The organism is Pricia antarctica, from assembly GCF_900101815.1.
Classification (GTDB): domain Bacteria; phylum Bacteroidota; class Bacteroidia; order Flavobacteriales; family Flavobacteriaceae; genus Pricia; species Pricia antarctica.
In genome coordinates, this window is sequence record NZ_FNAO01000004.1 from 411,910 (window position 1) to 433,450 (window position 21,541).

Genomic DNA, 21,541 nt, shown 5'->3' on the forward strand with positions numbered 1-21,541 from the left:
AAAGCATACCTTCTCAAAATTATTTGGGAGTTTTGTCCACCAGTCCATGAAAAAAACCACCATCCACGAGATTGCCAAGGCGTTGAACATAGACAGTTCAACGGTTTCACGGGCATTGAACGATAGTGACCGCGTGAAGGCCAAGACCAAAAAGAGGGTTATGGATAAGGCTAACGAGTTAGGGTATACGCGAAATATGCTGGCCTCTAACCTACGCCGTAACAGAAGCAATACCATTGGCGTAGTCGTGCCGCGGATCTCGCGCTATTTCTTTTCATCAACCATTGCCGGTATCGAAGAAATGGCCTATCAGGCAGGCTATAACGTGATCATTTGTCAATCTTTGGAAGAAGTGGATCGCGAGCGAAAAATCATAAGTAACTTAATGGCAAACCGTGTAGATGGTATCTTGATTTCCGTTTCGATGGAAACGCAAGACCATTCCCATTTGACCGCATGTGTTGAAAACGGTACACCTCTTGTCTTTTTTGATAGGCATGTCGCCGGAATGAAGCACACGGGCAAGGTTTTGATCGATGATGTGCGGGGCGGTTTCGAAGCGACGGAACACCTGATACAAAAAGGATGTCAGAAAATTGTACATCTCACCGCACCTCTTGACGTAGAAATCTATAAAAACCGGCACGAGGGATATCGACAGGCATTGGAGAAGTATAATCTAGACTATGATAAAAACCTGGTATTGGTCTCCAAACTGTCCAAAGCCGACGGCAATCGTTTGGCTGCTAAGATCTTGAAAGAACTTGATGGTGTGGACGGTATTTTTTCTGCCAATGATTTAGCCGCTATCGGAGTGATGGACTATTTAAAAAGTACCGGCGTAAAGATTCCTGAGGATATCGCTATCGCAGGCTTCAGCAACGAACCGACTTCGGCGGTCATCGAACCTTCGTTGACCACCGTGGACCAATCCGGTGAGGAAATCGGACGTTTGGCCTGTAATCTGTTGCTAGATTACTTTGAAAACGGCAATACGCTGGTCAATGACCGGACAATAATGGTACAACCGAAATTGATTGTGCGAGATTCGACGAAACGAAAGTAAACATATCCCCCGAAATCGCTGAGCCCTCCCGAGGATTCGGAACCAAAACATGCAAAAAATGTCTTCAAAACATAATTTACTCATTATACTTTTCTTCACCGAAGATTCAAAGACTCCGATATCCTGTTCAAAAGATGCGATTTTATTGCTACATTCGGGCTAGGGAATAAAATGAAAGAACTCACTTAAATATATAGCGTATGCTACCTAAAGTAAATCCTACCGAGACTTCGGCATGGAAAGACTTGACCGAACATCATTCAAAGATGAAGGCACTGCAGATCAAAGACCTTTTCACCGAAGACCCAAAGCGTTTTGAAACCATGTCACTTGTCTTTAAAGATCTGCTATTCGATTATTCGAAAAACAGGATTACCGATGAGACGATGAATCTCTTATTCGAACTGGCCGAGGAATGTCATTTGAACACGGCCATCGAAGCTATGTTTAGCGGTGAAAAAATCAACGAGACCGAAGACCGCGCCGTGTTGCATACCGCCCTTCGGAATTTCTCGGGGAAACCGGTTAGTACCGATGGAAAAGACGTGATGCCCGAAGTCGAAGAAGTACGCCAGCGTATGAAGGCGTTTTGCGAAAAAGTCCATTCCGGAAAATGGAAGGGATATACCGGAAAAACTATTAGACATATCGTCAACATCGGCATCGGTGGCAGTGATTTGGGTCCCGTTATGGTTACCGAGGCCTTGCGTCCGTACTGGAAACAGGGAATAGAAGCGCATTTTGTCTCCAATATCGACGGAACGCAGATTTCAGAGACACTGAAACAATTAAATCCCGAGGAAACCCTCTTTCTTATTGCATCCAAGACCTTTACTACGCAAGAGACCATGACCAATGCGCATACGGCCAGGGAATGGTTTTTAAAATCCGCCAAAGCCGAAAAGTACGTCGCTAAACACTTTGTGGCCCTTTCCACCAATGAAGAGGATGTCATGGCCTTTGGAATAGCTAGGGATAACATGTTCGGTTTTTGGGATTGGGTCGGCGGTCGCTATAGCCTTTGGAGCAGTATCGGACTTTCTATTGCCCTGACAATCGGTTATGATAATTTTGAACAATTATTAAAAGGAGCCGAGGCTTCGGACGTTCATTTCAGGACGACCCCCTTTAAAGAAAACATTCCCGTCATCATGGGCCTTATAGGGCTATGGTATACCGATTTTTTTGGAGCCCAAACCGAGGCCATACTACCCTATGATCAGTACATGCACCGCTTTTCCGCCTATTTCCAACAGGGAAATATGGAGAGTAACGGGAAACATGTAGATCGCAACGGCCATCCGGTCTCGTACCCTACCGGCCCCATTGTCTGGGGAGAGCCGGGCACTAACGGCCAGCATGCCTTTTATCAACTAATCCATCAAGGCACACCCCTTATTCCGTGTGATTTTATTGCGCCGGCCATCAGCCATAATCCCATAGGGAAACACCATCCCATTCTGCTTTCCAATTTCTTTGCCCAGACCGAAGCGCTCATGAACGGCAAGGACGCGGAAGAAGTGGCCGAAGAATTGCAAAGTATGGACGAGCAAGAAAGGGAAAAATTGGTTCCCTTTAAGGAATTCGAGGGCAACCGACCTACCAATTCCTTCCTCTTAAAAGAAATTACGCCTTTTTCCTTGGGTGCCCTTATCGCGTTATACGAACATAAAATATTCACCCAGGGCATTCTCTGGAACATTTTCAGCTTTGACCAATGGGGGGTGGAACTCGGGAAACAATTGGCCAAAAAAGTACTTCCCGAATTGGATGGGGATAAAAAGATTGACTCTCACGATTCTTCTACCAACGGTTTGATCAACCAATACAAAGAATGGCGGAAGTAAGTATTTTTTTAGTCCGCCAATTTTTTAAAAATTTGAAAGCAGAACAAGAATGAAGTATATTGTATGTGAAAAACCGGGTGAATTTGTACTAAAGGAAAAGGATACCCCCCGAAAAAAGCCAACAGAAGCTTTACTAAAGGTCAAAAAAGTGGGTATCTGCGGTACCGATTTACATGCCTATGCCGGCAATCAGGCCTTTTTTACCTATCCCAGAATATTGGGCCACGAACTGGCGACCCAAGTAGTGGAAATCGGCGAAAATCCACAGGGCATCAAAGTGGGCGATAATGTGGTGGTCATGCCTTATGTAAACTGCGGCAAATGTATCGCTTGCCGAAACGCCAAGCCAAACTGCTGTACTAATTTAAAAGTTTTAGGCGTACATACCGACGGTGGCATGCAAGAGTATATTAGTGTTCCCATTGATTTGCTGATACCGGCAAAACAGCTTGACAACGATCAAATGGCGGTGGTAGAGCCGTTGGCCATCGGGGCACATGCCATTCGCCGGGCCGCATTGAAATCTACTGAAACCATTGTGGTCGTCGGGTGCGGCCCCATCGGAATCGGGATTCTAAAACTCGCGCAGATTGCGGGCGCCACGGTGATTGCAATCGATATGAACGAGCAACGGCTAGCCTATGCCAAAAAAGACATAGGAGTCGATTACATAGTGCAGGCAGGTACGGAAGCCGTACACAAAGTCGCTGAAATAACAAATGGCGATATGGCCACGGTAGTGTTCGATGCCACCGGTCACAAAGGGGCCTTAGAAAGCGGGCCGGACTATATGGCGCACGGCGGTCGGTATGTGCTGGTGGGACTATCCAAGGGGGAACTTAATTTTAACCATCCTGCCCTACACGCTAAGGAGACGACGCTACTGTGCAGCCGCAATGCGACCTTGGAGGATTTCAAGCATGTGATTTCCGTCTTGGAAAAGGGAAGATTCCCCATTGACTCATTTATCACTCATAATGTCGGCTACAACGATATGATTGACAATTTCGACGGTTGGCTTGATCCCGCGAACGGGGTAATCAAGGCCACTGTAGATTTTTGAACCTGTAAAATTTGAATTATCATGGATTTACACTTGAAAAACAAAGTAGTCGTCATCAGCGGGGCGGCTGGAAAGGAAGGGAGTATCGGAGAGACCATACTGCAACGCTTGGTCGAAGAAGGTGCCATTCCCGCGGTTATCGATAGAAATGAGCGTGGGGGGGAGTACGTGGAGGAAATAACGAAAAATGGCATTGATGCGATTTTCTGCCAAACCGACGTCATGCGACCAGATGAGATAAAAAAAGCGCTGGATACCATTGCCCAAAAATATGGGCGTATCGATGTCGTACTCAATAACGTAGGAGTTAACGACGGTGTGGGCCTTGATGCCACTTACGATGAATTTATGGATTCCCTAAAGCTGAACCTGGTGAGCTATTTCCTTGTTGTGAAGCATGCCCTGCCCCTATTGAAAAAATCGAAAGGAAATATTTTGAACATCGGTTCCAAGGTCGCCTTGACCGGGCAAGGAAATACATCGGGCTATGCCGCCGCCAAAGGGGGCGTTCTCGGCCTGACCCGCGAATGGGCGGTCGATTTAGTAAAATATGGGATACGTTCGAACGCCATTATCATTGCGGAGAGTTGGACGCCCTCGTACGAAACTTGGATAAATAGCTTGGAGAACGGAGAGGAAAAACTGAAATCCATAGTTGATAAAATCCCGTTGGATAACCGGATGACCACCACCCAAGAAATTGCCAACACTTGCCTGTTTACCATTTCGGACCGTTCGTCTCACACCACCGGCCAGTTTATTTTTGTCGATGGTGGCTATGTCCATTTAGACCGCGCATTGCTGACAAAGTAAGTCCGATAACGGATTAGACCTGACGGAATGCCTTTATTGTACAACCTAACCTCCACTGACCACTGACTTCCAATGCGTAAACCATCTAAAATTCCCGTAGTAAGTAAAGAACTATTATTTCCATTTATCATCATCACTTCGCTGTTCGCCCTATGGGGCATCGCCAACGACCTCACCAACCCTATGGTCTCGGCCTTTAAAAAAGTGATGCCCGAACTTTCGAACGTACAGGCATCCTTAGTGCAGTTCGCGTTTTATTTCGGATATTTTTTTATGGCCCTTCCCGCAGCCCTATTCATCCGAAAGTTCAGCTATAAGTCCGGCATTATTGTGGGATTGGTGCTCTACTCCATAGGTGCCTTTTTGTTCTATCCTGCGGCGGCCTACGAAGAATATAGTTATTTTTTGATTTCGCTATGGGTGCTGACCTGTGGATTGGCATTTCTAGAAACCACTTCCAATCCCTTGGTATTGGCCATGGGCGCTAAGGAAACTGCAACAAGGCGATTGAATTTGGCACAGGCGTTCAACCCTATGGGATCTCTGACCGGAATGATTATTGCCCAAGTATTTGTAATCGGTGCCCTACGTTCCGATGACTATGCGCCCGATGCCTATGCGGCGCTTTCATCCGTAGAATTGTCCGCCATTAGAGAAAACGATCTGGGTATTATTAGCATTCCTTACATCGCTCTTGGAATTTTGGTGTTGGTCATTATGGGCATCATCCTTTTTACGAGAATTCCCAAAACCCCGGACCAAGAAAAAATGTCCGTTTCCAAATCCTTTAAAAAATTGCTAGGCAACAAAAACTATATCATGGGGGTTGTTGCACAAGCCTTTTACGTGGGTTCCCAAATCATGTGCTGGACCTATATTTTTCAATATGTCGACAATCTGAATGTGGGCCTTCCCGAATCGGAACAATTGACCGCCACTTGGTTCAACGTAACCGCCATGGTGCTCTTTCTGACAGGAAGATGGATCGGGACCTTGCTGATGAAAACGATCGACCCGTCCAAACTTTTGATGTACTTCGGTATTGGCGGGGTTATCATGTCCGCAGGGGCCATTTTGCTTCCGGGAATGATCGGACTTATATCGTTAGTAGGGATATCGGTCTTTATGTCGATCATGTTCCCGACCATCTACGGAATTGCGTTGAACGATATGGGCGAGGAGGCTAAAATCGGTTCCGCAGGTCTGGTCATGGCTATTGTAGGCGGCGCGTTGATGCCCGTTTTACAGGGAAGCATCCTAGATTGGGGCGGTGATGGTTTCGCGGATGTACAGGTTCTCGGATTTATCCCCGAGGTCAAATTTTCCTTTATCCTGCCTCTGATTTGCTTAGCTGTGGTCGCTTGGTACGGATACAGCAGTTTCAAATTTTCACAAAGCAACATCGAAGTTTGACCCAAGCGATACTTTTTTCGAACTCATTTAGAGGTATTGTTTGGTCCCAAGAATATTGGCTTTTGAGGGCGGATAAAGTCATTTTTTAATAGCATAACAGGGCTACAGTTTTTCGAAATCAGAAAATAAGGCCTTATGACTCTATCATCGTAGATAATAGAAAAAGTCTAAATATGCTCTTCATGAATTAAATATCAATTAGGCCAATCCGCATGTCTTTAATGATGTTCAGGGGGAACTCCTAGATACCCCGTAAGCCTGATATCAGCATTCCCATTAAATACGAATCAGCAAATAAAATTTGGATTACCGACCACAAAATCATATTATTTGGCTTATATTTTAGCCTAAATCTAATTTCAAGAAATCATACCTATTTTCAAATGATAAAAGAATTGACTAAATCACAGGAGCTCCTTAATAGAAGAAAGGAGGCTGTGGCAAACGGTGTCGGTGTGTTTAATACCGCTACGGTGAGCGAAGCTAAAGGGGCTATCATCATTGATGCCGATGGTAGGGAGCTTATCGATTTCGCAGGAGGAATAGGCGTTGTTAACGCAGGCCATTGTCCCGAGCCCGTTGTTGCGGCAATACGCGAACAGGCCGGAAAATACTTGCACACCAGTTTCAACGTAGTAACCTATGAACCCTACATACAACTCTGTGAGGAACTGGCAGAGATTTTACCGCATGGGGAAAAAACTAAGGCGATGTTGGTCAGTACCGGTGCGGAGGCAGTGGAGAATGCTATCAAAATTGCACGGCAAGCTACTAAAAAACCTGCGATACTTTGTTTTACCGGGGCCTATCACGGGCGCACGATGATGGCCATGACCTTGACAAGTAAAGTGAGTTATAAATATGATTGTGGCCCTTTTGCCCCAGAGGTATACCGACTTCCTTTTCCTAATTTTTATAGGTATCACGGTGCCCGTGATATGGATACATTTGTAGACGACGAACTCAAAAGGCTGCATGAGAGCGCGCTAAATTTGGTGGATATTAAGAGCGTTGCGGCCGTGATTATAGAGCCCATCCAAGGTGAAGGAGGATTTAATCCAGTGCCTCAAAAATATCTGGAAGGATTAAGGGCTTTCTGCGACACCCACGGAATTATACTGATCATGGACGAGGTACAGAGCGGATTCTGTCGCACCGGGCATTGGGCCAGTTGGCAACATTATGGCGTACAACCGGATATTAGTACGTATGCCAAATCCATGGGCTCCGGTTTACCCATTGCTGCCGTAGTTGGGCGGGCAGAAATTATGGACGCTGCGGCAATAGGCTCTATCGGAGGCACTTATATTGGCAGCCCCATTTGTTGTGTTGCCGCATCTGCCACCATCAAATACATGAAAGAAATTAATTTGAATGAAAAAGCCGTCCAAATAGGCAAAGTGATGATGGATAGGTTGCAGCATTTAATGGGGCAACATTCCGAGATTGGTGATGTTAGGGGCGTAGGCGCCATGATAGCCATCGAATTTGTTAGAAACGGGGATGCCACACAGCCAAATTCCGAAATCTGTCCTCAAATCGTGAAAGGCTGTGCTGAAAATGGGCTGGTCATTCTAAGTGCTGGGACCCATAAAAATATCTTGCGGATTTTATCCCCTTTAGTTATTACGGACAAACAATTAGAAAAAGGGCTATCCATTTTGGAGTCCCAAATAAAGAAAGCGATACATACTATATGAAACCATTTGCAATAGCAGGAATACAAATGAAAGTGTCGGCAGTCGCTTCCAATGTGGAAATGATGAAGCTGAAAATCGATATTACCATGAATCTTTACCCATGGATCGAAATGATCATGTTCAGTGAACTTTGCGCATTTGGTCCATTGACCCACACAGCACAACCCATTCCCAATAGCTTTGAATCAGAAATGCAGGCCATGGCCAAAAAATATGGCATTTGGCTGCTGCCGGGATCCATATTCGAAAAAAGTGAAGGGAAAATTTACAATACCGCTACGGTAATCAACCCTAAAGGGGAAATCGTAACGCGATACCGCAAAATGTTTCCTTTTTATCCTTACGAAGTGGGCGTAACCCCGGGAGAGGCGTATTGTGTTTTTGATGTGCCCGGTGTCGCCAAATTCGGAGTCTCCATCTGTTATGACATGTGGTTTCCCGAAACTATCAGAACATTGGTAACCATGGGTGCCGAAGTTATTATGCATCCAACCATGTCGGGTACCATCGATCGTGATATCGAACTATCCATTGTAAGGGCCATGGCCTCTATCAACCAATGTTATTTATTCGATGTAAACGGTCTGGATACAGGCGGTTGTGGCCGTTCTATTGTTTGCGGCCCCGATGGGCGTGTCTTGCATCAATCGGAAGGTACCGAGGAAATCATACCCCTCGAATTGAATATTGAAAGGGCAAAAAGAAGCCGTGAACTAGGTATACTGCGTTTAGGACAGCCCCTTAAAAGTTTTAGAGACCACCTACATGCCGGTCAATTTGGAATTTACCAACCCAATGTTCCTACGCCCTATCTTGATTCCTTAGGGCCGTTGATAAAGCCTTCACGTATAGATGCCATTACAGAATTAAAGATAAAAGAAGATACATTAGAGCAAAAAGGCTCGCCCGTTCACTATAAAGGGGATGGGGTAATTTAAACCAACAAATATGGGTGGAAGTCCACAAAATAAAAAGAAAAAAGATACGGCACCGACCGATTTTGTAAGTTGGTTTGAAATACCTGCACTCGATTTTAACCAAGCGGTACAATTCTATAACCACATTTTTGGAATTGAAATGGAGCAAAATATTACGGACGTGAATTCAATGGCCTTTTTTCCGGTCACTTCGGGTATTGGTGGCGCCGTAATTTCAGGCCCTGGCTCCATACCTTCCCCTATAGGACCATTAATCTATTTAAATGGGGGTAACGATCTTAAAAATGTACTTAACAAAGTAGAGCAGGCAGGTGGACGCATAGTGATGCCAAAGACCCTTATCAGTGAAGATGAAGGTTATTTTGCCATTTTTATAGATTGCCAGGGGAACAAACTGGCCTTACACTCAAAAAATTAAAAAGTGACTAAAATTAAATCAAAAAGTGCACCTTATTATAACATCGGACAACTTCGGGTCGATTTTTGGAACAAGTTAAAAATTGAAACTTCAGAATTAACTCGGTGTCGTAAAGGGTCAACAAATGAAAAAACGCACAAACAGAAGATAAAGGAGTTACTAAAAGACCTCAAAGGGGTGGAATGCTTTTTCGCATCTCCTGGAAAAGAGCGCTTGCGAAAGCTCGAAAACGCTTTTGCAAGCCATGAATACGCCTCGTTGTCCCATGCCGTATTGGAAACCACAAAACAGCTTTTCGGGGATAGTTATAAAAGTAATCCCGAATTCATCGATTTTGATGAACATAGCATAGATGCTGCCGAGGAACATGACCAACAAAACGGTGTCAGAAAAAATCATTTTGAGGTCTTGTTTATGGACAATATCTCTGAACAGGAAGAGCATAAATTAAAGCATAATCTAAAAGCCCTACGGACACCGAATGACAAGTTTACCTATGGCGTTGTTGTACAACGCTCTTTTCAGGATGCCCTGATTACCTTGTTGTTCAATCACAACATACAGGCCGTTGTCGTACGTTATGCACCCTCGTATCTTTCAAAGCTTAGTACACCGCTTATAAAACCTTATATCGACGAGCTTACTGAGCATGATTTTTCCTCCAAACCGGAAACGGATCTCGGCCCTATCTTGGGAGAGTTGATCAAACAACTACGTCCTGAGCTAGATACCTATTATGTTACCGATACTTCTTTGGGTCATCTAAAGGACAATACCATCAAGGGTTTTAGACGCATATTCTATCAAACGGAAGATATTCAAGAACTGCACCTCACCATAATGCGGGGTATTGAAGAACGGTATTGCACTCCTTTCTTTTCCGCGTTGGTAGAATACAGTCAAAAGCCAACCGGTGTTTTTCATGCCATGCCTATCTCCCGTGGAAATTCGGTTTTCAAATCAAGATGGATCCACGATTTTGGAGAATTTTATGGTCGTAATATGTTTTTGGCAGAAACCTCCGCAACTACCGGGGGACTTGATTCCCTACTACAGCCGACCGGGCCACTTAAAAAAGCCCAAGAGATGGCACGCGATGCGTATGGCTCCCAATACACCTATTTCGTGACCAACGGAACATCTACCGCCAATAAAATAGTGATGCAGGCCTTGGTAAAGCCCCAAGACGTCGTGCTTATAGATCGGGATTGCCATAAGTCACATCATTACGGCTTGGTTTTGGCAGGTGCCTATCCCGTTTATTTGGATTCCTACCCCATTGAGGAATACTCTATGTACGGTGCGGTTCCTTTAGCGCAAATAACCACCAAAATGTTGCAATTGAAGGAGGCAGGAAGGTTGGACAATGTGAAAATGTTACTCCTGACCAATTGTACTTTTGACGGCCTGGTCTATAACGTAGAACGTGTAATGGAGGAGGTACTGGCCATTAAGCCGGATATGATTTTTTTATGGGATGAAGCTTGGTTTGCCTTTGCAGGATTTGCTTATAACTATAAGCAACGTACCGGCATGTTCACCGCAAAAAAGTTATATGAAAAATACAACAGTGAGGCGTATAGGAAAAAATACGAAGAGCATATAAAAGGATTGAAAACGGGAGATCGTTCCGAATTGCCCGATCCGGATAAGGTCAGAATACGGGTATATGCCACACAAAGCACTCACAAGACCTTGAGTAGTTTTCGACAAGGTTCCATGGTTCATATTTGGGACGAGGATTTTAGGAGGAAAACTGAAAACACATTCCTTGAAGCGTACATGACCCATACGTCAACGTCCCCGAACTACCAAATGTTGGCGTCGCTGGATGTAGGAAGACGGCAAGTGCAACTGGAAGGTTTTGAATTAGTAGAGAAAAGTATTGAATTGGCCATGGTACTGCGAGCAAAGGTGAACGACAATCCCCAATTGAGCAAGTATTTCGATGTGCTTACCGTTCACGATTTTATTCCCGATAAATTCCGTGAAACCGGCCTAAAGGAATATTACACCAAACGCGAAGGGTGGAATCGAATGGACGATGCCTGGCAGAAAGACGAGTTTGTTCTCGATCCAACTAAAATCACCTTATATATTGGAAAAACGGGTGTGGATGGAGACACCTTTAAGAACAAATATTTAATGGATAAATTCAATATCCAAATCAACAAAACGTCTCGCAATACGGTTTTGTTCATGACCAATATCGGAACGACCAGAGGTAGCGTCACCTATCTGGTAAATGCACTTTTAAAAATTTCGGATGAATTGGATGATGAATTAAAGGCGTTAAACGACAAGGAAATGGAAATACGCGATAAAAGAATCTATTCCTTGACCCAAGAAGTGCCGCCATTACCTGATTTCAGTTATTTCCATCCATCATTTCAGGCCGTGCCCGGAGTCCCGGGCGGCAATTTAAGGGAAGCCTATTTCTTGGCGTATGATGAAGAAAATTATGAATATATTCCCCTGAACGAATGTTTAGCGACAATGGGCGAAGGCAGAAAGCTGGTAGCATCCACTTTTGTAATCCCTTATCCCCCCGGTTTTCCAGTATTGGTTCCGGGACAAGTGGTGAGCGAAGAAATTATCAATTTCATGACGGCATTAGATGTTAGTGAAATACATGGTTACCGCGCTGATCTAGGTCTTCGGGTATTTAAGGAAACCGTGTTGAACAGGCATAAAATTATTACTTCAATAGGCGGTATGTCTAAGGGAAAGCAGAAAAAACAATTAATATAATTATTGAAAATCATTTATATGACAGCTAAAAAAACAACACTAAATACAAAATCAACTAAAAACGTAAGCAAAAAAAAGGCGCCCGTAAAAAAAACACCGGTAAAAAAGGCAGCTAAGACCGAAGTGCTTGATGGCGTGTCGGATATACGACGTTTCTTCCATAAAAACGAGACACCGCTATATTTTATAAGTGCTACCAATTTTAATATGCTTGGTGCCGATGAATGGATAAAAGGCTTCAAATTTATCAGTCATATCGAATGCTTTGGCGGACAACATCCCAATGTATTTTCCCCCAAGGAGGAAATTCCCCATGACGACTTTACAAGTATCGAAGATATCAATAATTACCTGCTTCAACATCCTGAAGTCCAAGATTATCTGACGACCAGAAAAAAAGGACGGTCCGTCGGAAAGGCCATGTTTCTCATGTTCAATGAACAGACGGAGAAACTCGCAAAAAAATTAGGATTGCAGATCATGTTCCCCCCTGCAAAGATGCGGACCCTGATGGACAACAAAGTAAATACCAACCGGATTGCCGAAAAAGCCGGGGTATCCTGTGTGCCCTATGTGCTCTCGCCAGTTTCAGATTATGAACACTTGAATAAAGTCTCTAAGTCTCTCGGCACCGACCTGGTAATTCAAACCCCATTTGGCGATTCGGGCCACACCACCTTTTTTATCACGAACGAGGAAGAATTCAAAAAACATGAAGAGGAAATCGTAAAGGAGAAGGAAGTCAAGATAATGAAACGCATCAATTGCAAAGGTTCTGCTATTGAAGCCTGTGTCACGAGACATGGTACCATCGTTGCACCATTGATGACAGAACTCGTCGGTTTTAAGGCATTGACCCCCTACAAAGGAGGCTGGTGCGGCAATGAAATTTATCCCAACGCGTTTACTCCGGAAATCCGCGAAAAGGCTACAAAATATACCCAGTTATTCGGGGACCAATTACGTAAGGAAGGCTATAAAGGCTATTTTGAGCTGGATTTTCTTATCGATCAAGACAACGGCGAAGTGTATCTGGGTGAATTGAACCCTAGGGTAACGGGTGCAAGCTCTATAACCAACCATGCCGTATTTGCGTTGGCAGATGCCCCCTTATTTGTATTCCATATTATGGAATGGATGGGCGTGGACTATAAACTGAACGTAGAAGAGATTAATAATCGATGGTCCAGACAAGAAAATATAGACGGGTGGAGCCAATTGATCATCAAACACACCGAGGATACCATTGAATATGTATCGGAAGCACCACGATCTGGAATTTATAAGATGTTCGACAACGGCCATATCCAATTTGACAGAATGGATACGCATAGAAGGGCCGTGGAGACCGAAAATGAAGCATTTTTCCTCCACATTGCCAAAGAAGGAGATTATTTGTACGAAGGGGCCGACATGGGTATTTTAGTCTCAAGAGGTCGTATGATGACGGATGATTTTAAGCTTAATGCCCGTGCAAAAGATTGGATCAACGCCATACGCGGAAAATATACTTCCCAGATTGTAGAAGATAAGCGTGAACAAGTCGTACTTACCGGTAGCTTGACCAAATAATCCATATAATTTGATTAAAATACACTATGCAATTAAAATTTAGTACGGTCTCCGAGCCATCGATAGCAGGGGCCAAATGGAAAGGATTATTTGATGCCTATTGGTCAGGATACCGAACATGGTTTTTGTCGAATAACACCGCGTACACACCTGATTTAAAGACATCACAAGATGCCCTAAAAAAATACATGCCTAAAATGTGGGCCACTTACCAACAACTCTGCACGTTGACTAATGCCGACCCTGTTATAGCCAGATTTTTTACAGGGTTTCAGCCACCTGCGTATATTAGTGCCTGTGCGCAAGCGGTTATCAAAGCAGATGAAATTCAACTGGTCCGTAATTATGATTACCATCCTGATTTGCTCGAAGGTACCATACTATTAAGTAAATGGAACGACCATAGAGTAATGGGTATTTCTGATTGTTTGATCGGCTTGGTAGATGGCATGAACGATGCCGGACTTTGTGTTTCCCTCACATTTGGGGGTCGTAAAGAAGTAGGGTACGGCTTTGGCATCCCTTTCATTTTAAGATATGTCCTAGAATTTTGTACGAATACTGCGGAAGCCGTAAAAACATTGAAAAGTATTCCATCGCACATGTCCTATAATGTGACCGTTGTGGACAAAACAGGAGCTTCAAAAACGGTCATGTTAGCCCCTGATAAGGCAACATTGGTTACGAACGATGCATTCGCTACCAATCATCAGGGAATTGTAGATTGGCCGGAAAATGCCCGATTCAATCAAACGATAAAGCGGTACAATTTTATTAAAAACTACTTGAAATCGAAAAATATTAAGGCAAGTGAATTAGCAAAGGCCTTCTTGCATTCCCCGTTGTACAATACCAAGTTTACGGAGGGGTTCGGAACCTTATATACCTCGGTATATCAACCCAAAAACTTGATTATGAAAGTACTATGGCCCAATGAGGCTATAGAAAGGAGTTTCGATAATTTTGAGGAAGAAAATATTCTCATAGATTACAATGCTGCGGAACGGTTCATTATTCCTGATGATACCGAAGAGCAGGCGCCTGTAGCAAGTAATGAAAACCGATGGCAGGATGCCGTTGTGGATTCATTGGTGAAGGGAATGGCCGGGAAAAAAACAAAACAGAAACAACAGGAACTTCGCGAGCGTCTAATGCCCGATGGTGAAATAGCTTGGGAAGTTTTGATAGATTATTGGAACGAGCCCGTCGAGTATTAATAAATTTATAGATAAAAATGGAATTCAAAAGTATCAACCCTTATAATGGAGAGCAAGTTGGCTCATACACAGCACTAACGGAGGAGGCTTTGGTTGAAAAGCTGAACAAAAGTCAATCCGCTTTTGAATCTTGGAGAAAAGTGCCACTTGCCGAACGCTGTCGTCTTCTTAAAAAAGCGGGACAAGTATTGCGGGATAATGAAGAGGAATATGCCAAAATGATCACGTTGGAAATGGGGAAACCCATATCGGAATCCAGGTCGGAAGTAAATAAATGCGCATGGGTGTGCGACTACTATGCCGAAAATGCCCCTACATTCCTTGCGGACGAATACATATCCACCGACGCTGATAAAAGTTTTGTTCGGCATGACCCCATCGGAAGTGTCTTTGCAGTTATGCCCTGGAATTTTCCGTTTTGGCAGGTTTTTCGATATGCGGCCCCGACCTTGACCGCAGGAAATACAGGATTGTTAAAGCACGCTGCGAACGTTTTTGGATGTGCTGAGCAAATTGAAGGCGTTTTCCTTAAAGCGGGATATCCTTCGTACGTTTTCCAAAACCTGATAGTCCATCACGATCAAACGGAACGCATAATTGAACACAAGGGTGTAAAGGCGGTAACCTTAACGGGAAGCGAAAAGGCAGGTTCGGCCGTCGCCGAAATAGCTGGTCGCCACATCAAAAAATCCGTATTGGAACTCGGTGGTAACAACGCCTTTATCGTTTGGGAGGATGCTGATATTGATCAGGCAGTGAAAACTGCAATAACTGCCCGGATGCTTAATTGTGGACAAAGTTGTATTGCGGCCAAACGCTTTATTTTAGTGGAAGGTATCTACGAGGAATTCGTGACTAAATTTACCGAAGCCGTTAAACTACTGAAATCCGGAGACCCCTCAAACGAGGATATCAACATAGGGCCGCTAGCGCGACCTGACCTTGCCGATCAGTTGAACAAGCAAGTGAACGATTCGTTAAATAAAGGGGCTAAACTAGTATTGGGAGGGCATCGGAATGACTGCTATCACGAGCCGACCATTTTGGGAGATGTTGTACCGGGCATGGCCGCTTTCGACCAAGAAACTTTTGGACCTTTAGCGGCCATGATCAAAGCAAAGGATATTAACCATGCCTTTGAACTTTCCGAAAAATCCAAATATGGACTGGGGGTTACGGTATGTACCAAAAACACAGAGGAGGCATTGAAATATGCAGATCGGGTAAGTGATGGGGCCTATTTCATCAACGAACTGGTAAAATCAGATCCAAGATTACCCTTTGGAGGCACCAAAAAATCCGGATACGGCCGTGAACTCGCAAAAGATGGGATAATGGAGTTTGTAAATCGAAAAACGGTTTATATGAAGTCCTAATTGAAACGGTAACCCCCCGAATAATTTAAAACAGACACCAGAATCCGAATAAATTTTATCTAAAATGAGACAATATACCAAAGGACAGCTTAGAATGTTCCCGCTTTAGAACATCTTTAGATTTCAAATCTACTTTAGCCATTTGAAATTTAAAGTTTCATGCATGAAATTTATAGTCCTTTGGATACTGGTATTTTTTACGGCCGCCTCATTACATGCCCAAGAGGCCGATTTGGACTATTTCCTAAAAACGGCACAAAAAACGGACGATTCACTTTATAACACGGTAAACCTTCAAAAAATCGGGCAATTGCAGCAGCAAATCATCCTTGCCCAAAACAAGGCTCCACAGATAGATGCCCTGGCGAACGTAGTGGTCTCGCCCTATTTCAACAACAATGGCAAAGCGGTCGACATTACGACCAATCCATCGCCCGATGCCTTCGGTTACGATGTTGGCATCAGCAATGGTGGGCTTTATGCCGCACAGATAAAAGTAACGCAGCAACTTTTTAATCAGGCAGTCGTTGATAACCTCCAGTTTCAACAACGGATCAAGAACGAGGCCCTAGCTTTGACCTATGAAGCGGTATACCATAACCTTAAGAACAATATTACCCGGGTGTACGTGACCGCCTATGGATATCAACTGCAGCTTGCGCTCAACGAAAGCCTTATCGCCGAACTGGAAAACCGTTTAAAGGTAATCGAGGTACTTGTAAAGAACGGAATTCTACTACAGAGCGACTATCTTTTGCTGCGGGTCACTATTGACCAGAACAAAATAAACGGCGAACAGGTACGCAATACCCTTCGGGAGTCCCTCAGGCAGCTTTATGCTATTTGCGCAGTACCGCTTGTGCAGAACGTCGCCCTCACCTACCCCGGTCTGGTGATAATGCCGGAAAAGAAACAATTTTTTTATCAAAAACGCTTTGCCAACGACAGTTTGCAACTCGAGGCCGACCGCAAGGTTTTCGACAACAAGTATAAACCCAAGATCTCCGCCTATGCCGATGGTGGCCTGAACGCTGTGCAAATTCCAGGTATCGCCCACCGGATAGGGGCCAGTGCAGGCCTACAGCTTACCCTGCCCATTTACGATGGGCACCAGAAGCAAATCAATGCCGAGCAAAGCATGCTGCAACAGGAAAACCTGCAGAACAGCTTAAAAAACAAACGGCAGGTCAAGCAAAATGACCTGCTTAGCCTGACCGAAAGAATCGCCGCCCAGAACGAAAACCTGAATCTCATGGAGCAACAGCTGAAAAGACAACAGATCGTGCAGCAACTCTATAAGGCCAAGTTAGTGCAGGGCCAAGTATCCGTAATCGATTACCTCACCGTCATCCAAAATTACCGGATGATGGAAAACGCAAGGATACAGATGCAGAGCAATCTTTGGCTCCTCCAAAATCAATATAATTATTTAAACTGGTAATATGAGGCTTTTTAAACTTTGTAATCTATTCCCCGTTATATCGGTTCTGACTTTGGTTACTGCCTCGTGTGGCGGAGATAAAAATCAGGCCTCAAACAGCGAAAAACCAGCCATCGAAGTCGAGGCCGTCCTCGTGAAGATTCAGGATATCAGTGAATATCAGAATTTTAACGGAACGACCCAATATCAAAAAAAAGAAAGCCTGCGCGCCAATGTTACCGGCTATATCGCCTATCTACCCTACGAGCGCGGCAATGAAGTACAAAGAGGCGGTACGTTTGCGACCGTACGTACCATGGAGCAGAACGCTTTGGCCGATGCGGTAAAAATCGATAGTTCTCTGGCACAATTTGTTAAACCCTTGAGCATAACCAGCAATGCCTCGGGCATCATAACCAAACTCAACGTGGTCAAGGGCGATTATGTGGCCGAAGGGGATGTACTTGCGGTCATTGCGCAGCCCAAAACTCTGGTGGTAAAGGTGAATGTACCCTTTAGCGAAAAAAACGATATGGAAGTGGGGACGCCCTGCCAGATTATGATTCCCGGTCAAAATACAATTCAGGCCCAAGTCACGAGCAGGCTCCCGGTTATCGACTCGGTCAACCAGACGCAGGCTTTTCTCATCGCACTGCCGAACAGCCAATTGCCGGAACGGCTCAATGTAAACGTCAGGACAGTGCTCAAGCAGGACAGTACCGCACTGGGCATACCACATAAGGCTCTACAGACCAATGAGCTCATGACCGATTTTTGGGTGATGAAAATCTTTAATGACACCTTGGCCATCAAAGAAACGGTAAGACCGTTGCTACAGAACGATTCCGTAGTACAGTTCAGTTCCAAGAACGTAAAAAAAGGAGATTATGTGGTTACGGAGGGTAGTTACCAGATGCAGGATTCTACCAAAGTGAAAATCATGAAGTGATGAAAAATAAGTTCAGTAGTTATAAGTTCCCTTTACTCGCCATAGGGATTATGCTCTTGGTCGGAGGGTTCTTTGCCTACCAGAACCTGAATACAGGACTGTTCCCTAATATTACCTTCCCCAAGATCAAGGTGATTGCCGACTCCGGCCAGCAACCGATCGACAAGATGATGGCGGCCGTCACCATACCATTGGAGAACGCGATACGCAGAACCCAAGGGCTCAACTACATAAAGAGCACCACTTCGAGGGGGAGCTCGGAAATTTCGGTTTTCCTGAATTGGGACATGGATATCGACGTGGCCCGCTCCCAGATCGAATCCTTTATAAATCAGGCCAAGCCTAACCTATTGCCCAACACCAATTTTACAGTGGAGAAAATGAATCCGTCCATTTTGCCGGTGATGGGGTACTCGCTGGAGGGCGATATGTCTCAAGTGGATTTAAAGGTCATCGCAAAATACCAGATTAGGCCCTACCTCAGTGCCACTCCAGGCGTATCCGATATTGCTATAATCGGGGGAAAGGACAAAGAATATCGCATCATACTCAAGCCTGAGGCACTGAAAAATTTGGGGATTAGTCCGGCTACCGTGCAAAACGCGGTAAAGAATTCAAACATCATTCAATCTGACGGCTATCTGACCGATTACAACCGCATGTACCTCACGTTGACCGATAACTCGGTGAAGGGCTTGAAGGATCTCCAAAACCTGGTCATTAAAAATTCACCCACGCGCCTCTTCCAGCTGAAGGATGTCGCCGATATTACGGTCGATGCGGCCAAACAATATGTAAAAATCAATGCCAATGGCAAGGACGTACCCTTAATTGCCGTAATCAAACAGCCGGGCGCGAACCTAATCGCGGTGAACGACAGCATCGAGAAAAAAGTGGATGAGCTTGCCAAGATTCTGCCCAAGACGGTCAAGCTAGTGCCCTATTACAAGCAAGCGAATTTTGTGAATACGAGTATCAAGAGCATCAAAGACGTTCTTTGGATAGGTTTGGCACTGGCGTTGCTTGTGGTCATTGCCTTTTTGAGGTCCTTTTCATCGAGTATGGTGGTTCTTTTTACCATTCCAGTTACGCTGGCGCTCACCTTTATCGTGCTGGACGGTATAGGTTACACCTTCAATATAATGACCCTCGGGGCCATTGCCGCGGCCATAGGGCTAATGATCGATGACGTAGTAATCATCCTAGAGCAGATCTATAAAATACGGGAGGAGAAACCACAAGAGTCGGTATCTTCTTGCGCCCGTGAGGCCATCTCTAAATTGTTCCCCGCTATGGTCGGGTCTTCCTTGAGCACTTTGGTCATCTTTATCCCCTTTGTGATGATGACCGGCGTTGCCGGGGCCTATTTTAAGGTGATGGCATTTACCATGATCATTGCCTTGGCCTGTTCCTTTTTCGTTACCTGGTTTATGGTGCCGGTTCTCGCTATTTTGTTTTCACGGAATAAGCCCGTGGGCCACAAACATGAACCGAATACCAAATGGATACATCATATACTGGAGAAGCCCTTCATCGGAATCGTATTTGCGGCTATCTGTGTGGCCCTTATCGTGATTCTTCCTTCCAAGCTGCCCTCTGGCTTTTTACCTGAAATGGACGAGGGAAGCATCGTGCTCGATTTTAACAGTCCGCCGGGCACGACCCTGGAAGAGACAGGGAGGATGCTATCCATTGTGAACAATATCCTGAGCGATCAGCAAGAAGTAGAGGCGTTCTCCGCAAGAGCGGGCACACAGATGGGATTTTTCATTACCGAGCCGAATCGTGGCGATTATCTGATAAAGCTCAAAGATTCGCGCTCGAAGACCACTACCGAAGTCTCGGACGAGATACGCACAAAGATCGAGCAAAAATTGCCCCAGCTTACTGTGGATTTTGGGCAGGTAATCGGCGATATGCTAGGCGATCTGATGAGTTCGGTACAGCCCATCCAAATTAAAGTTTTCGGTGACGATAAGGCTAAATTGAGGCAGATATCCCAAAAAATCGCTTCAGAAATCGAGCAGGTCAAGGGCACGGCAGATGTATTTGACGGCATCGTAATCGCCGGCCCCGAGATCGAGATACGGCCCAAGGTTCCCGCACTGGCACAGTTCGGACTTACCCCCGCAGATTTTCAGTTACAGTTGCAGACCCAGATTACTGGTACGGTGGTCGGTAGCGTAATCGATAATATTAGGGTAATAGACATTCGTATGCTCTATCCGGATACCTATAAGACATCGGTACAGCAGTTGAAGGATACAAAATTACTGTTGCCGAACGGATCCAGCGTGCCCATTTCCCAAATGGCCGAGGTCGTGCTAAAAAAGGGAGTGGCCGAGGTGAACCGCGAAAATGAAAAAACGGTCGACTATATCACCGCCCGCCTTGACAACCGGGACCTAGGCTCCACATTGGCAGACATTAAGGACAGATTAAGCAAAAACCTCAGTCTACCCAGTAATTTCCATATGGAATATGGGGGTTCGTACGTACAACAGCAAAAGGCCTTTCAGGAGCTACTCATTATTTTGATATCGGCCTTCCTGTTGGTTTTTGTCGTGATTCTTTTCCTCTTCAGAAAACTGAAAATCGCCGCGGCTATCGTTTTTATCGCCATTTTTGGTGTGGCCGGTTGTCTTTTGAGCTTGTTTTTAACGGGTACGCCCCTCAATGTGGGTAGTTATACCGGCATAATCATGATTGTGGGGATCATAGGGGAAAATTCCATTTTTACCTATCGGCAATACCAAGAAGTGGATGAATCCCTTAGCCATGAAGAAAAGATAGAATATGCTATTGCGGCACGCCTGCGACCCAAATTAATGACCGCTTTTGCGGCGATCATGGCCTTGGTACCTTTGGCACTCGGCATCGGTGCGGGTGCCCAGTTGCACCAACCTTTGGCCATCGCGGTCATCGGGGGAATGGTATTCGCCCTGCCCTTGCTATTGGTGGTATTGCCTACGCTATTAAAGTTAATCAAAGAATAATT

Annotated in this window: 15 protein-coding genes; all 15 read left to right on the forward strand. The window is 44.9% G+C overall.

Annotated elements, in window-relative coordinates; translation table 11 throughout:
• Nucleotides 1-46 precede the first annotated feature (46 nt).
• The 15 genes from BLT07_RS09380 (at nt 47) to BLT07_RS09450 (ending at nt 21,539) form a co-directional block, all read left to right on the forward strand.
• Complete coding sequence (locus tag BLT07_RS09380; RefSeq protein ID WP_091868017.1) at nt 47-1,066, forward strand: LacI family DNA-binding transcriptional regulator; 1,020 nt, start codon at nt 47-49, stop codon at nt 1,064-1,066.
• Between the two features lie 200 nt (nt 1,067-1,266).
• Entirely contained in the window at nt 1,267-2,913 is a 1,647-nt protein-coding gene (gene pgi, locus BLT07_RS09385; RefSeq protein WP_091868018.1) for a glucose-6-phosphate isomerase, read from the forward strand.
• Between the two features lie 49 nt (nt 2,914-2,962).
• The gene (locus BLT07_RS09390; protein ID WP_091868020.1) at nt 2,963-3,976 is read left to right on the forward strand and encodes a zinc-binding alcohol dehydrogenase family protein; all 1,014 of its coding nucleotides are present in this window, start codon (nt 2,963-2,965) and stop codon (nt 3,974-3,976) included.
• Between the two features lie 21 nt (nt 3,977-3,997).
• Nucleotides 3,998-4,789, forward strand: a complete 792-nt coding sequence (locus BLT07_RS09395; protein ID WP_091868022.1) for an SDR family oxidoreductase — start codon at nt 3,998-4,000, stop codon at nt 4,787-4,789.
• A 72-nt stretch (nt 4,790-4,861) separates the two neighbouring features.
• Nucleotides 4,862-6,202 carry an L-fucose:H+ symporter permease gene (fucP, locus tag BLT07_RS09400; RefSeq protein WP_091868024.1) on the forward strand — a complete coding sequence of 447 codons (1,341 nt, stop codon included), beginning with the start codon at nt 4,862-4,864 and terminating at the stop codon, nt 6,200-6,202.
• A 383-nt stretch (nt 6,203-6,585) separates the two neighbouring features.
• Nucleotides 6,586-7,902, forward strand: coding sequence for an aspartate aminotransferase family protein (locus BLT07_RS09405; RefSeq protein WP_091868026.1), 1,317 nt, complete (start codon nt 6,586-6,588; stop codon nt 7,900-7,902).
• A complete protein-coding gene (locus tag BLT07_RS09410) occupies nt 7,899-8,840 on the forward strand; it encodes a carbon-nitrogen hydrolase family protein (protein ID WP_091868028.1) in 942 nt (313 codons plus the stop codon). Before BLT07_RS09405 ends, BLT07_RS09410 begins: the two co-directional genes overlap by 4 nt.
• A gap of 10 nt (nt 8,841-8,850) precedes the next feature.
• Complete coding sequence (locus BLT07_RS09415; protein WP_091868030.1) at nt 8,851-9,258, forward strand: VOC family protein; 408 nt, start codon at nt 8,851-8,853, stop codon at nt 9,256-9,258.
• Between the two features lie 3 nt (nt 9,259-9,261).
• Nucleotides 9,262-12,009, forward strand: coding sequence for an aminotransferase class I/II-fold pyridoxal phosphate-dependent enzyme (locus BLT07_RS09420; RefSeq protein WP_091868031.1), 2,748 nt, complete (start codon nt 9,262-9,264; stop codon nt 12,007-12,009).
• Nucleotides 12,010-12,027: 18 nt separating this feature from the next.
• The gene (locus tag BLT07_RS09425) at nt 12,028-13,581 is read left to right on the forward strand and encodes a biotin carboxylase (protein ID WP_091868033.1); all 1,554 of its coding nucleotides are present in this window, start codon (nt 12,028-12,030) and stop codon (nt 13,579-13,581) included.
• Nucleotides 13,582-13,607: 26 nt separating this feature from the next.
• Entirely contained in the window at nt 13,608-14,798 is a 1,191-nt protein-coding gene (locus BLT07_RS09430) for a C45 family autoproteolytic acyltransferase/hydrolase (RefSeq protein ID WP_091868035.1), read from the forward strand.
• 17 nt (nt 14,799-14,815) lie between these two features.
• Entirely contained in the window at nt 14,816-16,174 is a 1,359-nt protein-coding gene (locus tag BLT07_RS09435; RefSeq protein ID WP_091868037.1) for an NAD-dependent succinate-semialdehyde dehydrogenase, read from the forward strand.
• 163 nt (nt 16,175-16,337) lie between these two features.
• Nucleotides 16,338-17,615: a TolC family protein gene (locus BLT07_RS09440; protein WP_091868038.1), complete on the forward strand. Its 1,278-nt coding sequence runs from the start codon at nt 16,338-16,340 to the stop codon at nt 17,613-17,615.
• Nucleotide 17,616: 1 nt separating this feature from the next.
• Entirely contained in the window at nt 17,617-18,543 is a 927-nt protein-coding gene (locus BLT07_RS09445; protein ID WP_091868040.1) for an efflux RND transporter periplasmic adaptor subunit, read from the forward strand.
• On the forward strand, nt 18,543-21,539 hold the full coding sequence (locus BLT07_RS09450) for an efflux RND transporter permease subunit (RefSeq protein WP_091868041.1): 2,997 nt from the start codon (nt 18,543-18,545) through the stop codon (nt 21,537-21,539). The genes BLT07_RS09445 and BLT07_RS09450 overlap by 1 nt, the downstream gene beginning before the upstream one ends.
• Nucleotides 21,540-21,541 lie beyond the last annotated feature (2 nt).

Bases quoted from the DNA above. Each gene is read 5' to 3' on its own strand.
- BLT07_RS09380 (WP_091868017.1), top strand. From the start codon at position 47: ATGAAAAAAACCACCATCCACGAGATTGCCAAGGCGTTGAACATAGAC.
- pgi (WP_091868018.1), top strand. From the start codon at position 1,267: ATGCTACCTAAAGTAAATCCTACCGAGACTTCGGCATGGAAAGACTTG.
- BLT07_RS09390 (WP_091868020.1), top strand. From the start codon at position 2,963: ATGAAGTATATTGTATGTGAAAAACCGGGTGAATTTGTACTAAAGGAA.
- BLT07_RS09395 (WP_091868022.1), top strand. From the start codon at position 3,998: ATGGATTTACACTTGAAAAACAAAGTAGTCGTCATCAGCGGGGCGGCT.
- fucP (WP_091868024.1), top strand. From the start codon at position 4,862: ATGCGTAAACCATCTAAAATTCCCGTAGTAAGTAAAGAACTATTATTT.
- BLT07_RS09405 (WP_091868026.1), top strand. From the start codon at position 6,586: ATGATAAAAGAATTGACTAAATCACAGGAGCTCCTTAATAGAAGAAAG.
- BLT07_RS09410 (WP_091868028.1), top strand. From the start codon at position 7,899: ATGAAACCATTTGCAATAGCAGGAATACAAATGAAAGTGTCGGCAGTC.
- BLT07_RS09415 (WP_091868030.1), top strand. From the start codon at position 8,851: ATGGGTGGAAGTCCACAAAATAAAAAGAAAAAAGATACGGCACCGACC.
- BLT07_RS09425 (WP_091868033.1), top strand. From the start codon at position 12,028: ATGACAGCTAAAAAAACAACACTAAATACAAAATCAACTAAAAACGTA.
- BLT07_RS09430 (WP_091868035.1), top strand. From the start codon at position 13,608: ATGCAATTAAAATTTAGTACGGTCTCCGAGCCATCGATAGCAGGGGCC.
- BLT07_RS09435 (WP_091868037.1), top strand. From the start codon at position 14,816: ATGGAATTCAAAAGTATCAACCCTTATAATGGAGAGCAAGTTGGCTCA.
- BLT07_RS09440 (WP_091868038.1), top strand. From the start codon at position 16,338: ATGAAATTTATAGTCCTTTGGATACTGGTATTTTTTACGGCCGCCTCA.
- BLT07_RS09445 (WP_091868040.1), top strand. From the start codon at position 17,617: ATGAGGCTTTTTAAACTTTGTAATCTATTCCCCGTTATATCGGTTCTG.
- BLT07_RS09450 (WP_091868041.1), top strand. From the start codon at position 18,543: ATGAAAAATAAGTTCAGTAGTTATAAGTTCCCTTTACTCGCCATAGGG.